Raw genomic sequence first — 14,463 nt, 5'->3', positions numbered from 1 at the left:
ATATTAACAAACCATGTTAAAGTGTTTAAAAGACTTTTTGATACACACTGTATGGATACTTCACTTAAACTGCAATTAGATCGATATATTCCTGCTTTAATTAACTTTTTTTCAAATAAGATGTCGAATGGTGCATCACAATTGTATGCTTTTTTATTTGAGATGGGAGTCACTGATTGGCGCATTCTTTCTCTTTTAGCAGTTGAAGAGAATATTCCTGCAAGTAGAATTTGTCATGTTATTGGACTGGATAAGAGCGCTGTGAGTCGCTCTTTGGCAAAACTCCAAGAACGTGGTTATATTAAAATGACAGTAGATAAAAAAGATTCTCGTGTGAAAAAAAATACGCTCACATCTGCTGGTCTAATCATGTATGAAAAAATGTATCAAGTAGCCAAAGAGCGAGAAGAAAAAATTTTAGAGGTACTTTCTGACGAAGATCAAGAGCATTTAATTCGGATCTTAAATATTTTAAATTGTGAAATTAATGATATTAATGAATTTTTTATAGAAAAATATATTCAAAAATAACTATCAACCTTATGATTTAAATAGGGTCTGTTGACATTTCATAAGTTATTTATCTTGAAATATCTCTCGCTAAAAAGGTCAGCAAATGCTGACCTTTTGTCATTTTAGCACTTTCTATCGAATGCTTAGATATCTAGGAATACCGTTTCATTATCACCCTGGATACGTACATCAAAACGATAAACCACTTCACCATTACATTCTTCACGTTTGGCAATTAAAGTCTGACGACGTGGCGCCCATTCAATTCCATTCAGCAAGGGATCTTTAGCATTGGCTTCTGCCTCATCATCAAAGTAAATACGGGTATGTAAACCTAAGTTAATACCACGTGCAAAAATGACTAAAGCAATATGCGGTGCCTGACGGGCACCTTTACGCCCCGGTACAGCGCCTGGCTTGATGGTATCAAAGCTCCATAATCCCGTTTCAAAGTTTGCAGCCGCACGGCCCCAACCAAAGAAATGTGGATCAGCCTGTTTACCCTGAATATCTGCCTTACTTGGATAGACGCCATTTGTATCTGCCTGCCAGATTTCAACCAATACATCACGTAAAGGTAGACCGAGGCCATCAAATACCTGACCTTCAAGGCGAATACGTTCACCTTGAGTTTCAGCTTTAACCAATTGATTATTAAAACTATGCTCAAATACTTCAATGCCTGCCTGATTGGGCATCAGGCCAATATGGACGTATGGACCACCTGTTTGAGATGGTGTTTCATGTAATTCCTGGAAATTCCAACCGTTCATCATGATGCTCCTTATCACGTTAATTCATTTTCAAAATAAGTTCCGCGGCGACCACGTAAAGTAATGTCGAAGCGATAGCAACGGCTGTCAGCCTCAATGAAATTACTCTTGTCTTCCAAGGCAATCAAAGCACGGCGTTGCTGTTCTGAAGGAACCGTTTTTAGAATTGGGCAGCTGTCAATTAAGGTATCACCTTCAAAATAAAATTGCGAAATGAGACGTTGTGCCCAGCCATCTGCCATTACCGAGAAGTGAATATGTGCAGGACGCCATTCATTAATTCGGTTACGCCATGGATATGGACCCGGTTTAATGGTACGGAAAATGAAAAAACCATTTTCATCCGTCAGCATACGACCACAACCACCAAAGTTAGGATCCATTGCACCAATATATTGGTCATTTGGATGACGATAACGACCAGAAGCATTTGCCTGCCAGACTTCAATCAAGGCATTTTTAACCGGGCGACCAAATTGGTCACGCAAGTAACCATGAATAATGACACGTTCACCAACAGGTAAACCATCTTTGGCATAGTTCAAAATCAAGTCATTGTCTTTAGGCCCTAAAAGTTCTGAAGTGAAATGTGGTGCCGTTACTTCAGTCAGTGTTTGCGCAATTGAAATGAGTGCATTTTTCGGCGAACGAAGCACACTGGTTTTATAACCCGGTGCGTAGGCCGGTGGATGATCATCCGTATTACGTTGCGCATAAGCGCCTAGTTGATTCTGAATCATGAATCTCTCCTTGTTCAATCCTAAAAAAATCGTCCGTTATTTAAGTTTTGTCGGTGCAATACCAAGTTCTACAAAAACTTCCTCTGCCATATGCATCGCAGCGTTTGCAGCGGGTAAACCTGCATATAAAGAAGCATGTAAAAACAGCTCTTTAAGCTCATCTTTGGTCACGCCATTGTTAAAACATGCACGAATATGCATACGTAACTCAGCTTCACGACCCAATGCGAGCAAAATACCGATAGTTACCAGACTACGGGTATGACGTGGTAAACCTGGACGTGACCATACTTCTCCCCAAGCAAAACGACTGATGAAGTTTTGGAAGTCTTCATTAAAGTCATTTAAATTTTCCAAAGAGCGTCCGACATGTGCTTCACCTAACACTTCCGTGCGCACTTCTATTCCTTGTTTGTAACGTTCTTCATCATTCATGATCAATACACTCTTTAACGCTGATAAGGCGGAGTGAAAATGTCTGAGGAACACCTTCATTCCATAATGACGCTGAATTCAAATCAATGCTTTGCAATAAACGCGGCAAGGACTTGGTTAAATTGTTGTGGTACCTCAATATTTGATAAATGTGAAGCATCTAGCACCGCAATCTCACAGTTCGGTATATGCGCTTGCATAAATTCGCCATCTGCCACGGTCGTGACCGGATCTAAGCCACCACATAGTGCTAAACATGGCACTTCAATGTTGGCAATTTGGTCACGTAAGTCTGCGTTTGCAAGCGCGCGGCACGATGCTGCATAGCCTTTCGGCGGTGTCACCGACAAACTTTGAATGGTCTGCTGTGCAAGGCGATCGTGGATATAATCAAATTTGTTGCTGAACCACCGGGTGTGTGTTGTGCTGACAATATCGGCCAATCCCTGTTCTTCGACCGCATCTGCACGTGATAACCATGCTTCAGCTTGTCCAATCTTCGCCGCTGAATTGGCAATGGTAATACTCAGGAAACGCTGTGGCGCGATTAAACCCAATTGCAGACCAGTGATTCCGCCCATCGAAATACCACAAAAATGCGCTTTTTCAACTTTGAAGTGATCAAGAATATCAATGACATCATTAGCTAAGTCGCTCAGCGTGATATTTTCAATGACCGCACTTTTACCATGACCGCAGGTGTCATAACAGATCACAAAGTAGTCTTCAGCAAATGCAGCAACTTGAGCCTGCCACATGCCGTGATCTGTACCCAATGAGTTCGAAAAAATAAGAGCTGGATGAGCGGTATCACCAAAAGTGTAAACTGCCAATTGTTGGCCATTACGATTATTGATAAGTGTCATGATGACTATTTTCCTTGAACACGTTGCAATACTGCATCGATCTGATGCTGGGTATTACCTAAATAATTTTGTGGATTAAAAATCTGGCTTAATTGTTCCGAATTAAATACAGCTAAAATTTCAGGATGATTTTGTGCTACATCTAATAAATGACGCTGTTCAGCAACTGCCTGTTTACATGCGGCTTCAACCACATGATGGGCATTGAGTCGGCCTAACTTTGGTGCCAAAGACATCATGAGGGCTTCTGCCATAATTAAGCCCTGAGTACATTCTAGATTGCGGCACATATTGTCCTTCTGTACTTCCAGGCCCTCAAAAACTTCTATCGCGCGTTGCAGGCTACCAGCACACAATTGGAAGATTTCAGGCAGTGCCAGCCACTCAGCATGCCAGGCCCCCAAACTACGTTCATGTTCCTGAACCATACTTTGATAGATACTCGACATGAGTGCAGGGACACGATTGGCTGCTGCCAGAATTGAGGCTGCTGCAACAGGATTACGTTTATGCGGCATCGTCGATGATCCGCCACGTCCTGCTCCGCTGGGTTCAAACACTTCTGCAATTTCGGTTTGCATCATCAGTGACCAATCGCGTGCCATCTTGCCCAAGTTCCCTGTAATTGTGGCAAGCACATGGGCAATTTCCACAATACGATCACGTTCGCCATGCCAAGTACAATCCGGGACATTGAGTTGAAGTTCTGTTGCAAACGCCTTTACAACTGCACTGCCTTGATCAATAAGTGACGCAAGTGTGCCAACGGCTCCACCCAATTGTGCAGTGAGTGTAGAGTTTTTAAGTGCTTGTACACGTTCAAGATCACGTTGCAAACTTGCTAACCAGCGGGCAGTTTTATGACCAAAGGTTAGTGGTAGGCCTTGTTGTAACCATGTCCGACCAATCATGACTTGGTCACGATAGCGTTCGGTCAAGTTTCGAGTTGCTGCTATCGCCTGGATGAGTTTAGCCTCAATTAAATTTAAGCCATCACGACACTGCAAAACACATGCAGTATCAATAATGTCTTGGCTTGTCGCCCCCCAATGTACATAGCGCGAAGCATCTTTATCGACTTTTTTAACCGCAGCCGTCAATTGTCTCACAAAGGGAATCGCAATGTTTCCAGCAAGTCCTGATGCACTTGCAAGCGCAGTAAAGTCAATGATCTCATTCACCCGTTGTTGGGCAACGTATACAATATTTGCTGCCGCTGAAGCAGGAATCACACCCACTTTTGCCTGAGCTTGAGCCAATGCTGCTTCTGCTTGCAACATATAACGCACTACCCCTTCATCACTAAATATTGCAGTAATCTCAGTTTGGTAAAATAGACTTGCGTACAATTGGCTCATTTGAATATCCTTTTTCTAACTCGTTTTAAATACCTTTCATTGTTTTGTTTTTAAGCAAAAAATGAAAGGTATTTAAATTTATACACGTTCAATAATCAAAGCGATGCCTTGACCGACACCAATACACATTGAGCATAGTGCATATTTGCCACCAGTCTGTTCCAGCTGGTTCAGTGCAGTTGTCACCAAACGCGCACCTGAAGCACCCAGTGGGTGACCCAATGCAATCGCACCGCCATTTGGATTGACTTTCTCTGAACCGTCCTCTATACCCAAGTCACGTGTACATGCCAAAGCTTGAGCAGCAAAAGCTTCATTCAGCTCAATCACATCCATCTGCTCTAAAGACAAACCTGTTTGAGCCAGTAATTTCTGGATGGCAGGCGCAGGACCAAAGCCCATGATACGTGGTTCAACACCAACAACCGTTGAACCAATAATTTTGGCACGTGGTTTTAAGCCGTGTTTAGTCACCGCTTCATCAGATGCGATCAAAAGAGCAGCCGCACCATCGTTAATCCCGGAAGCATTACCTGCAGTCACCGTACCGTCAGCTTTCACCACAGGTTTCAGTTTTGCCAAAGCTTCTGTAGTAGTCGATGCACGTGGATGTTCATCTTTAGCAACAACCACAGGTTCGCCTTTACGTTGTGGAATTTCCACAGCAATGATTTCTTTATCAAAGAAACCACGTGCTTGCGCAGCAGCAGTACGTTTCTGGCTGGTCAGGGCAAACTTGTCCTGATCTTCACGGTTGATTTTGAACTGTTCCGCTAAGTTTTCAGCGGTTTGCGGCATGGTGTCCACGCCGTACATTTCTTTCAGTTTCGGGTTAATGAAACGCCAGCCCATGGTGGTGTCTTCAATCTTCTGGCTGCGGCCATAAGCAGATTCAGATTTACCCATGACAAATGGGGCACGCGACATGCTTTCTACACCGCCGGCAATAATCAGATGGGCTTCACCAGCTTTAATCGCACGTGCTGCCATTGCGATTGCATCCATTGATGAACCACACAGACGGTTTACTGTCGTTGCTGGTACCTGATAAGGCAGGCCTGCAAGCAGAGAAGACATACGACCGACGTTACGGTTGTCTTCACCAGCCTGATTGGCACAGCCATAGATCACGTCATCAACCTGTTCCCAGTTCACCGCTGGATTACGTTCCATCAAGGCTTTAATTGGCAGCGCACCCAGGTCATCTGCACGGACAGCTGCCAGTCCACCGGCATAACGGCCGAATGGGGTACGGATGGCATCAATGATGTATGCGTTTTTCATTTATTTAATCCTTTGATTCTTTTAATCCCCCTAAATCCCCCTAAATCCCCCTTTAATAAAGGAGGACTTTTCCTCCCTTTCTCAAAGGAAGGTCAGGAGGGATTTTTTAACCTTGAGTCGCATCAACTAGTTTTGCACCCGTCATCGACTGCAATTCTTCAAATGACAGCCCTTCGACTTTCTCAATCACTTTCATGCCTTCATCTGTCACGTCAATCACGCACAGGTCGGTATAAATACGGTCTACACATTTCAAGCCTGTTGCAGGATAAGTCAATTCAGCGACAATCTTCGGTTCGCCTTTTTTAGTCACGTGATCGGTCGTAATAAAGACTTTTTTCGCACCTACGGCCAAGTCCATTGCACCACCTACCGCAGGAATCGCATCCGGTGCGCCAGTATGCCAGTTAGCCAGGTTGCCATTTTCAGCCACTTGGAATGCACCCAGTACCGCGATGTCTAAGTGACCGCCACGCATCATCGCGAATGAATCACCGTGATGGAAGTAAGCACCGCCTTCCAGCAAGGTCACATATTCTTTACCTGCGTTGATCAGCTCAGGATCTTCTTCACCTTTTGCAGGTGGCGGACCGAAAGCCAATAAGCCATTTTCAGAGTGCAAGAACACGTCTTTGTCTGAAGGCAGGTAGTTCGAAATTTTGGTTGGCAAGCCAATGCCCAGGTTGACATAAGCACCATCTGGAATGTCTTGTGCAACACGTTCAGCAATTTGGTCACGGGTCAGTTTGCTATAGCTCATTTCTTTTCTCCTAATCCGTGATTACTGTGCAGGTTTCACTCGTACAACATGTTGTACAAAAATACCCGGGGTGATGATGTGTTCAGGGTCTAAAGCACCTAACTCAACCACTTCAGAGACTTGTGCAATCGTGACATCGGCAGCCATCGCCATGATTGGGCCAAAGTTACGTGCAGATTTGCGGTAAACCAGGTTACCCCAACGGTCGCCTTGCTGTGCTTTGATTAAAGCAAAGTCAGCTTTAATTGGGTTTTCTAAAACGTAGTCTTTGCCTTCATAGTTCATGGTTGGTTTGCCTTCTGCCAGCAATGTACCAAAACCAGTCGGGGTGTAGATTGGACCCAAGCCCATACCTGCAGCCTGAATACGGCATGCCAGGTTACCTTGAGGAACCAGTTCTAATTCGATTTTTCCTGCACGGTACAATTCGTCAAATACCCAGGAATCAGACTGACGCGGGAATGAGCAGATGATTTTACGCACTGCACCAGCTTTGAGTAATTTAGCCAGACCGTAGTCGCCATTACCGGCATTGTTATTGACGATCACCAGATCTTTGATCCCCAGTTCAATCAGACCGTCGATCAGTTCAGCAGGCTGCCCCGCTGTACCAAATCCACCGATCATGATGGTAGATCCGTCTTTGATTTGTGAAAGTGCTTCGACCAGTGAGGCAGAACTTTTATCGATCATCAAATAACTCCATGTATTGCCACTCAGTACAAAAATTTTGAGAACCTAAGGTTCTGGTTTGAACACATTCTGGACGGAGAACAAATTCCAACCAAAATCCTTAGGATTCTGTGTGATCTATTCTTGATAAATTCCAAGCTTTCGACTACGGTTTAAAAATAGTTTTGTACGGTTTACATAATCATTGCACGATGATCGAACAAAAATTTTATTAATTCTCAGAATTGAATAAAGCAACTGTAAAAATAGTGAGTGAATTAATATATGAAGATTAAGGAATTGACATGACAATCAATAACGGTGCCCGCGATCAGCTGATCCAGAATCCTGAAAATAAAAAAATAATTCGTCATGAAGATTTTATTGCTGGAGTAAGTAAGGGGCTGGCGATTCTGGATTGCTTTGCCAATGATCGATATCGTTTAAACGTTAGTATGGCAGCTGAAAAGACAGGACTTACACGAGCTGCTGCACGTCGTCATTTATTGACACTGGAATATCTTGGTTATTTAGATTTTGATGGACATTTTTATTCTTTGAGTCCCAAAGTACTTAAATTTTCAGGGGCTTATCTGAGTGGAGCACAGTTACCCAAGATTGCTCAACCACTTCTTAATTTACTGACCCAGCAAACTTCATTAATTTACTCTGTGATGGTCTTGGATGGTTTTGAGGCGATTACCATCGCGCGTAGTGCCGCCCATCAACAAACTGATCGAGTCAATCCTTATGGCTTACATCTCGGTAATCGGTTACCCGCGCATGCTACTTCAGCAGGAAAAGTTTTATTGAGTTATTTAGGTCCTGAGTCACAGCAAGAATGGCTTGAGCAATATCCTTTAAAATCACTGACCAAATACACCTATACAGATAATCAGGCATTTTTAGCTCTATTACAGCAAATTCGTGCTGATGAATTTTGCTATTCAGCAGAAGAGCATGAACTTGGTGTTCATGCGCTCGCAGTTCCAATTTATAATCACCGTGCCGATGTGGTTGCTGCTTTAAATATCGTATCTCCTACTGGACGTACCAGTAAAGAATATTTACAACAGCATATTTTGCCTTTACTGCAACAAACATCGCGTGAATTCCGTCAATTTGTTTAAGTAATTTTCTACGTATAATGCGCATGTTTTTAATAAGAATTCATGCTCGAAAATAAAAAACACATCGGATTCAAATGAACTCAATGTGTTCCAAACAACCTTGGGTTTAAATGAAGATATTTTAAAAAACAGCGCTTAGCTCGCTTTTTGTAGCGGTAGACCAACATAATTTTCAGCAAGTGTCGTCTGACCTGCTTCTGAACTTAAAATATAACTCAATTCCGCTTGTTTGATTTTATGTTCAAATTCAGTTTCTGTTTCAAAACGATGAAGTAAATGTGTCATCCACCAAGAAAAACGTTCTGCTTTCCACACCCGTTTTAAACAGTTTTCTGAATAGCTATCAATGCCCGCTTCTGACCCATTGTCATAGTATTCAATCAAGGCTTTAGACAAGAATGCGATATCTGATGCTGCAAGATTCAGACCTTTGGCACCTGTTGGCGGAACAATATGCGCTGCATCCCCTGCTAAGAATAATTTGCCGAAACGCATTGGCTCTGTTACAAAGCTACGTAATGGTGCAATACTCTTTTCAATTGAAGGACCTGTAATTAACTTTTCACGGCTTTCAGGATCAAGACGGTTTTTCAACTCTTCCCAGAATTGGTCATCTGACCAGTTTTCAACTTTGTCTGTTAATGGGACCTGTAAATAGTAGCGGCTACGTGTATTTGAACGCATACTGCATAATGCAAAACCACGTTCAGATTGTACATAAATCAACTCATCTGCTACTGGTGGTACATCTGCAAGTACACCCAACCAGCCAAATGGGTACACTTTTTCAAAGGTCTTGATTTTATCTTCAGGAACACTTGCACGGCATACACCATGGTAGCCATCACAACCTGCGATAAAATCACATTGAACTGTGACCTGACGGCCGTCATGTTCAAATGTCACCGAAGGCTGCTCACCATAAAATTCATGAACTTGTACATTACTTGCTTCGTAGAAAGACGTTAATTGCGCTTCAGTACGTGCTTGCATCAGGTCTTTGGTTACTTCAGTTTGACCATAAACAGTGACCTGCTTACCTCCGGTGAGTTGGGTTAGATCCACACGGTGTTTCTCACCATTGGTTAGAATTTCAATACCGTTATGTGGTAAGCCCTTTTCTCTGAGTTGAGCATCTACACCGGCTTCAGCTAAAAGGTCAACAGATACCTGCTCGAGAATACCAGCACGGATACGGCTTGCTACATACTCAGCACTACGCTGCTCAATTAAAATATGATCAATACCGGCTTTATAGAGTAATTGTCCAAGCAATAATCCTGCTGGACCTGAACCAATAATTGCGACTTTAGTATTTAAAATTTCCATATGCTGACAATTCCTTAATAGCCATCCTTTTTTACAAGCTAAGAAATTTTTATGTTTCTGCCTAGACTTTAGCCTCAATCCCTACCGAAATAGGTGACTTTTGTCCGATGATCGGACAAGATATTTAAGAAAATAACTAATGAGGGATATATAATTGCGCAAGGATTTAATTTTTAGTGAGAATAATAATGAGTCTATTCAATATGATGATTACATTGCAGGGCTAGCCAAAGGTTTAAGTTTGCTTGAATGCTTTGGTACTGAACGTCAAAAGCTGAATGTTACCCAGATTGCAGAACGTACCGGGTTGAGCCGTACTGCGGCTCGACGCTATGTCCGTACCCTCAAATTTCTGGGTTATCTTGATACAGATGAACATTTTTACTGGCTCACCTATAAAGTGCTACGCTTTTCCAGTGCTTATCTCAGTTCAGCGTATTTACCTAAAGTTTCCCAACCGATGCTTAATCTCTTAAGTATAAAAACTGCTTTAAGCTATTCAGTTGCAGTGCTAGATGAACATGAAGTCGTCCCTGTCGCAAAAAGTATTGCTCCGCAAACTGATACCAGCAAACTTAGTCCGCTCGGTGTTCATCTGGGGAATCGCCTGCCTGCTTACGCCACATCAACGGGCAAAATTCTGCTTTCACGTTTAAGTACTGAAGCCCAACAGCGATGGCTGGATAGATTCAACCTGAAACGGCTTACCCCTTATACGATTACGGATCCTCAAGTGTTTTTAAAAGTATTGGAGGAAGTCGGGCAGCTTGATTACTGTATTTCTACAGAAGAACATGAATTAGGAATCACTGCGATGGCAGTACCGATTTTAAATATGCAGGGAGATACTGTAGCTGCGCTAAACTGTATTGGCTCAAGCAATCGTATTAATGCCAATTATTTAATACAGAATATTCTCCCATTGCTTAAACAGACTGCTCATGATTTACGTGCCATACTTTGATGATATTGCGTGATTGTTACGATATTTTATGATTTTTATACTAAGTGATTGATCGTATGTATCCTTTTTTACAAAATGAACACCTCTATTCATACTTTTTAATTCCTAGTATTTCACTCGATTATTCAATGATTTCCTAGATTCTATGGATCCATTTAATACAAAAAAATGATTATTTCATATATTTTAACTTGAATTTGGATCCAAAAATGCTAAATTCAGCACATCGCAAGTAGGCTAATTAAATCTTTAGTAACAGAACATGGACGGGTTCTGATCTGCGATGGACATCTTAAACATTACTAGGATGACACCTTTCAACCAGAAAAATTACACAAGACTAATAAACTCATCACGTTTATTTGTAGATGTATATGCTGGTTTAGGTGTCTGATTCCATGGAGAAAGTAAATGGTTCAGAACCCTCGTGAGGAAATGAATAACAAAACCATGAATCGGTATCAATGGTTTGTTATCGGTATCTGTGTTCTTTTAAATGTCATCGATGGCTTCGATGTGCTGGTGATGGCATTCACTGCATCATCGGTATCAGCAGAATGGGGGCTCACAGGTTCACAACTCGGTGCTTTATTAAGTGCTGGTCTATTTGGTATGGGTGCAGGTTCTTTATTCCTGGCACCTTGGGCAGACAAAATTGGTCGTCGCCCATTAATCCTACTTTGTCTACTAATTAGTGGTGTCAGCATGATTGCTGCTTCACTGGTACAGAATGCCACTCAACTCGGTATTATGCGTTTTATTACTGGTTTAGGGATTGGCGGTATCTTGGCGAGCAGTAATGTAATTGCCAGTGAATACGCATCTTCACGTTGGAGAAGCCTAGCAGTAAGTTTACAGTCCACCGGATACGCAATTGGTGCGACTATTGGTGGCATGATTGCCATTGCTTTGATCAGCCATTTCGGTTGGCGTTCGGTGTTCCTTGCAGGTGGCTTAACGACCATGTTAATGCTGGTGGTGGCATACTTCACTTTACCTGAATCACTTGACTACCTGCTGGTTAAACAACCAAAAAATGCTTTGGATCGTATTAATCACCTCTGCCAACGTATTGGTTTGACTCGTATTCATCAGCTCCCTAAAGTTGTGTTTAATGCAGCACAACCCAAGATAGGAATTGCAAAATTATTCACTGCAGGTCTTGGTCTACAAACCATTTTCCTTTGGGTAAGTTTCTTTTTTGTAATGTTTGGCTTCTACTTCGTTATGAGCTGGACACCAAAAATCCTGTCTGCAAATGGCATGACGACTGAACAAGGCGTAACCGCTGGAGTATTGATCAGTGCCGGGGGCATGTTTGGTGCAGCACTGATCGGCCTAATCAGTGCACGTGTACGTGTATTCTATGTACAAGCTGTTTTCTTGGCATTAACCGCTATCTTAATTCTGCTCTTTGTGAACAGTACTGGCACTCTTACTATTGCCTTTATTTTATCAGTTTTCCTAGGTGTGTTATCTAATGGCTGTGTAGCCGGTCTTTACGCCATGTCACCATCAATTTATGAAGCAGATGTACGTGCTACCGGTGTAGGTTCTGCGATTGGTTTTGGCCGTATTGGTGGAATTCTATCCCCATTAGTGGCAGGTGCTTTCCTCGATGGCGGAATTTCTTCACTTACCTTATATGGCTACTATGCAGGTGCTTTCGTTCTTGCGATTATGACTGTTCTAAGCCTGTCAAAATTACAAAATAAACACGCAGCTCAACTGAATTTCCAAAGCTCAACTGTAAGTTCATAACACTTTTATCGCTTCATTATGATGAGCTGAACATGAAGTTCAGCTCTATTTAAATATATAGGGACAATATTATGAGATTTTCTGCAATCTTTTTGGGGATACTTTCGCCTGTAGTTTTAGCTCCTGCGTTTGCAAACAGTTTTACTGATGATTCACAGATCACATTGACAGCACGTAATTTCTATTTTGACCGGGATTATAAGCAAGGTGATCCTATGCCTGCAGCGCGTGACTGGGCACAAGGTTTTATTTTTAAAGCTAATTCTGGCTATACCCCTGGCACGATAGGATTGGGACTCGATATTCTGGCATTAGCCGGTTTCAATTTATTAGGAAATAGTGCTGATGACTATGCTGCTTCGGGTTTGTTGCCAGCAGGTCCTGACAGAAAGCGTGCTGACCAATATGGTGAAATCCGTTGGACCGCCAAGGCAAAAGTACAGGACTCGACTTTACATGTAGGGACATTAACACCGATGTTTCCTGTATTATTTTCCAGCCCTGCCCGTCTATTTCAGCAGAACTATCGTGGTACTCATCTTCAGTTTAATGAAATAGAAAATTTGAAGATTCACGCCCTTTATACAGACCGTGTCAACCAGCGAGATTCTACTAACTATGAAAAAATTCGAGTAGGTAATCCTAATGGACGATTCAACACTGCTGCTGAATCTTCTGGCCTGCATATGTTAGGGGCTGAATATAAGGTAAATGATCAGATTGCGACACAAATTTTTCATGCAGACTTACATGATGTATATCAACAAAGTTTCTTGGGTCTAAAAACCAAACATGATATTGGCATCGGTAATTTCCTATCGGATTTACGTTTGTTCGTGAGTGAAGATTCAGGTGATGCCCTTGCAGGTGATATCGAGAACCAGCACTTCAGCGGGATCTTCGGTTTGAATCGTAACAATCACACCTTTAGCCTTGGCTATATGCAATCGTTTGGTGATACTGCCCTACCTACATTAGCAGGGGCTGAACCTGCAGTATTCCTAGACAGTATGAGTGCTGACTTTACGAATATTAATGAAAAAGTCTACCACGTCCGTTATGACTACGATTTTAAAGACACGACACTTAATGGTCTTAAATTTATGACCCGTTATAGTAAAGGAGTGGATATTGAAATTAGAAATCTACCGGGCGAAGAATTTGAACAAGATGCACTAGATTTCGATTTAAGCTATCGCATTCCAACAGGTAAGCTTGAAGGCTTAAACTTGCGCGCGCGTTACAGTCATTATCGTAATGATATGCCTGCACCAGGTATGGCTTTCCGCTCTGATAATGAAACCCGTGTAAATATTGATTACACTTGGAAATTTAAGTAAATCATACTTAAGTTTGAGAAATAAATGTTTTTGATCGGACATTATTCAAAAGAGTAGTGTCAGATCCTAGTTTACTTTTATTGAAATATATTAAAATTAAATTAATATTTTTGAGATAGTATTAATTACACTTAAAACATAAAGAATCAATTCCAAATATAAAATGAACCGTACCGGGTTTGTCGGAGAGTCAATATTCTGAGAGACTATCCCGATGACAAAATTAAAATATACCCCTGAAATCAGAGAAAGAGCGGTTCAATTATTGATTGAATCCGAGAAAGATTATCCATCGAATTGGGCTGCAGTTTCCGCAATTGCTCCTAAAATTGGCTGTACTCCTGAAACACTACGTGTTTGGTATCAAAAATACTTGGATCAACAAAATCCAATCAAAGTACAACAATTTTCGGTGGTGTTTCAAAAAGTATGCTGAAACAAAGCAGGTTGAATTTTGATAAAATAGAGAAATGCGAATAACTCTAGAAATCAAATGTCCAACCTGCCTCAGTGACAGTATAAAGAAAAATGGCATCAA

14 protein-coding genes and 1 pseudogene are annotated in these 14,463 nt (G+C 41.9%); 6 read left to right on the top strand and 9 right to left on the bottom strand.

Going from position 1 to position 14,463, the window contains the following annotated elements; translation table 11 throughout:
- Positions 1–51 precede the first annotated feature (51 nt).
- On the top strand, positions 52–531 hold the full coding sequence (locus FTU82_RS11400) for a MarR family winged helix-turn-helix transcriptional regulator (protein WP_180101350.1): 480 nt from the start codon (positions 52–54) through the stop codon (positions 529–531).
- 125 nt (positions 532–656) lie between these two features.
- On the opposite strand, the gene pcaG is transcribed toward FTU82_RS11400, so the two are convergent.
- The 8 genes from pcaG to FTU82_RS11360 all read right to left on the bottom strand — a co-directional run bounded on the left by pcaG (position 657) and on the right by FTU82_RS11360 (position 7,422).
- Entirely contained in the window at positions 657–1,286 is a 630-nt protein-coding gene (gene pcaG / locus FTU82_RS11395; RefSeq protein ID WP_075168027.1) for a protocatechuate 3,4-dioxygenase subunit alpha, read from the bottom strand.
- A gap of 14 nt (positions 1,287–1,300) precedes the next feature.
- Complete coding sequence (gene pcaH / locus FTU82_RS11390) at positions 1,301–2,026, bottom strand: protocatechuate 3,4-dioxygenase subunit beta (RefSeq protein ID WP_119879474.1); 726 nt, start codon at positions 2,024–2,026, stop codon at positions 1,301–1,303.
- 36 nt (positions 2,027–2,062) lie between these two features.
- Complete coding sequence (gene pcaC / locus FTU82_RS11385) at positions 2,063–2,461, bottom strand: 4-carboxymuconolactone decarboxylase (RefSeq protein ID WP_004892353.1); 399 nt, start codon at positions 2,459–2,461, stop codon at positions 2,063–2,065.
- Between the two features lie 83 nt (positions 2,462–2,544).
- A complete protein-coding gene (locus FTU82_RS11380) occupies positions 2,545–3,327 on the bottom strand; it encodes an alpha/beta fold hydrolase (protein ID WP_127801131.1) in 783 nt (260 codons plus the stop codon).
- A 5-nt stretch (positions 3,328–3,332) separates the two neighbouring features.
- Positions 3,333–4,685, bottom strand: a complete 1,353-nt coding sequence (locus FTU82_RS11375) for a 3-carboxy-cis,cis-muconate cycloisomerase (protein ID WP_180101349.1) — start codon at positions 4,683–4,685, stop codon at positions 3,333–3,335.
- Between the two features lie 78 nt (positions 4,686–4,763).
- Entirely contained in the window at positions 4,764–5,969 is a 1,206-nt protein-coding gene (gene pcaF, locus FTU82_RS11370; protein WP_075168030.1) for a 3-oxoadipyl-CoA thiolase, read from the bottom strand.
- A gap of 106 nt (positions 5,970–6,075) precedes the next feature.
- Positions 6,076–6,729 (bottom strand): 3-oxoacid CoA-transferase subunit B, encoded by a 654-nt coding sequence (locus FTU82_RS11365; RefSeq protein WP_075168031.1) that lies wholly within the window; start codon positions 6,727–6,729, stop codon positions 6,076–6,078.
- A 21-nt stretch (positions 6,730–6,750) separates the two neighbouring features.
- Positions 6,751–7,422, bottom strand: coding sequence for a 3-oxoacid CoA-transferase subunit A (locus FTU82_RS11360; protein WP_075168032.1), 672 nt, complete (start codon positions 7,420–7,422; stop codon positions 6,751–6,753).
- Positions 7,423–7,706: 284 nt separating this feature from the next.
- On the opposite strand from FTU82_RS11360, the gene pcaU reads away from it, so the two are divergent.
- On the top strand, positions 7,707–8,531 hold the full coding sequence (gene pcaU / locus FTU82_RS11355; protein ID WP_127801129.1) for an IclR family transcriptional regulator PcaU: 825 nt from the start codon (positions 7,707–7,709) through the stop codon (positions 8,529–8,531).
- A 135-nt stretch (positions 8,532–8,666) separates the two neighbouring features.
- Here the strand turns inward: pcaU and pobA are convergent, their stop codons facing one another.
- Positions 8,667–9,860 carry a 4-hydroxybenzoate 3-monooxygenase gene (pobA, locus tag FTU82_RS11350; protein WP_127801128.1) on the bottom strand — a complete coding sequence of 398 codons (1,194 nt, stop codon included), beginning with the start codon at positions 9,858–9,860 and terminating at the stop codon, positions 8,667–8,669.
- A 154-nt stretch (positions 9,861–10,014) separates the two neighbouring features.
- Between pobA and FTU82_RS11345 the strand changes: the two genes are divergently transcribed.
- From FTU82_RS11345 to FTU82_RS11330, 4 genes and pseudogenes are all read left to right on the top strand, one after another.
- A complete protein-coding gene (locus FTU82_RS11345) occupies positions 10,015–10,824 on the top strand; it encodes an IclR family transcriptional regulator C-terminal domain-containing protein (RefSeq protein WP_180101348.1) in 810 nt (269 codons plus the stop codon).
- Between the two features lie 411 nt (positions 10,825–11,235).
- Positions 11,236–12,585 (top strand): MFS transporter, encoded by a 1,350-nt coding sequence (locus tag FTU82_RS11340; protein WP_180101347.1) that lies wholly within the window; start codon positions 11,236–11,238, stop codon positions 12,583–12,585.
- Positions 12,586–12,656: 71 nt separating this feature from the next.
- On the top strand, positions 12,657–13,925 hold the full coding sequence (locus tag FTU82_RS11335) for an OprD family outer membrane porin (protein ID WP_075168036.1): 1,269 nt from the start codon (positions 12,657–12,659) through the stop codon (positions 13,923–13,925).
- 214 nt (positions 13,926–14,139) lie between these two features.
- Positions 14,140–14,337: pseudogene (locus FTU82_RS11330) on the top strand (IS3 family transposase); the annotation flags it as partial.
- Positions 14,338–14,463 lie beyond the last annotated feature (126 nt).

It is taken from the genome of Acinetobacter sp. YH12151 (assembly GCF_013418355.1).
GTDB classification, from domain to species: Bacteria; Pseudomonadota; Gammaproteobacteria; order Pseudomonadales; family Moraxellaceae; genus Acinetobacter; species Acinetobacter pseudolwoffii.
Note: the sequence above shows the minus strand (reverse complement) of the source record. Positions and strands in the feature narration are given on the sequence as shown.

Bases quoted from the DNA above. Each gene is read 5' to 3' on its own strand.
- FTU82_RS11400 (WP_180101350.1), top strand. From the start codon at position 52: ATGGATACTTCACTTAAACTGCAATTAGATCGATATATTCCTGCTTTA.
- pcaG (WP_075168027.1), bottom strand. From the start codon at position 1,286: ATGAACGGTTGGAATTTCCAGGAATTACATGAAACACCATCTCAAACA.
- pcaH (WP_119879474.1), bottom strand. From the start codon at position 2,026: ATGATTCAGAATCAACTAGGCGCTTATGCGCAACGTAATACGGATGAT.
- pcaC (WP_004892353.1), bottom strand. From the start codon at position 2,461: ATGAATGATGAAGAACGTTACAAACAAGGAATAGAAGTGCGCACGGAA.
- FTU82_RS11380 (WP_127801131.1), bottom strand. From the start codon at position 3,327: ATGACACTTATCAATAATCGTAATGGCCAACAATTGGCAGTTTACACT.
- FTU82_RS11375 (WP_180101349.1), bottom strand. From the start codon at position 4,685: ATGAGCCAATTGTACGCAAGTCTATTTTACCAAACTGAGATTACTGCA.
- pcaF (WP_075168030.1), bottom strand. From the start codon at position 5,969: ATGAAAAACGCATACATCATTGATGCCATCCGTACCCCATTCGGCCGT.
- FTU82_RS11365 (WP_075168031.1), bottom strand. From the start codon at position 6,729: ATGAGCTATAGCAAACTGACCCGTGACCAAATTGCTGAACGTGTTGCA.
- FTU82_RS11360 (WP_075168032.1), bottom strand. From the start codon at position 7,422: ATGATCGATAAAAGTTCTGCCTCACTGGTCGAAGCACTTTCACAAATC.
- pcaU (WP_127801129.1), top strand. From the start codon at position 7,707: ATGACAATCAATAACGGTGCCCGCGATCAGCTGATCCAGAATCCTGAA.
- pobA (WP_127801128.1), bottom strand. From the start codon at position 9,860: ATGGAAATTTTAAATACTAAAGTCGCAATTATTGGTTCAGGTCCAGCA.
- FTU82_RS11340 (WP_180101347.1), top strand. From the start codon at position 11,236: ATGGTTCAGAACCCTCGTGAGGAAATGAATAACAAAACCATGAATCGG.
- FTU82_RS11335 (WP_075168036.1), top strand. From the start codon at position 12,657: ATGAGATTTTCTGCAATCTTTTTGGGGATACTTTCGCCTGTAGTTTTA.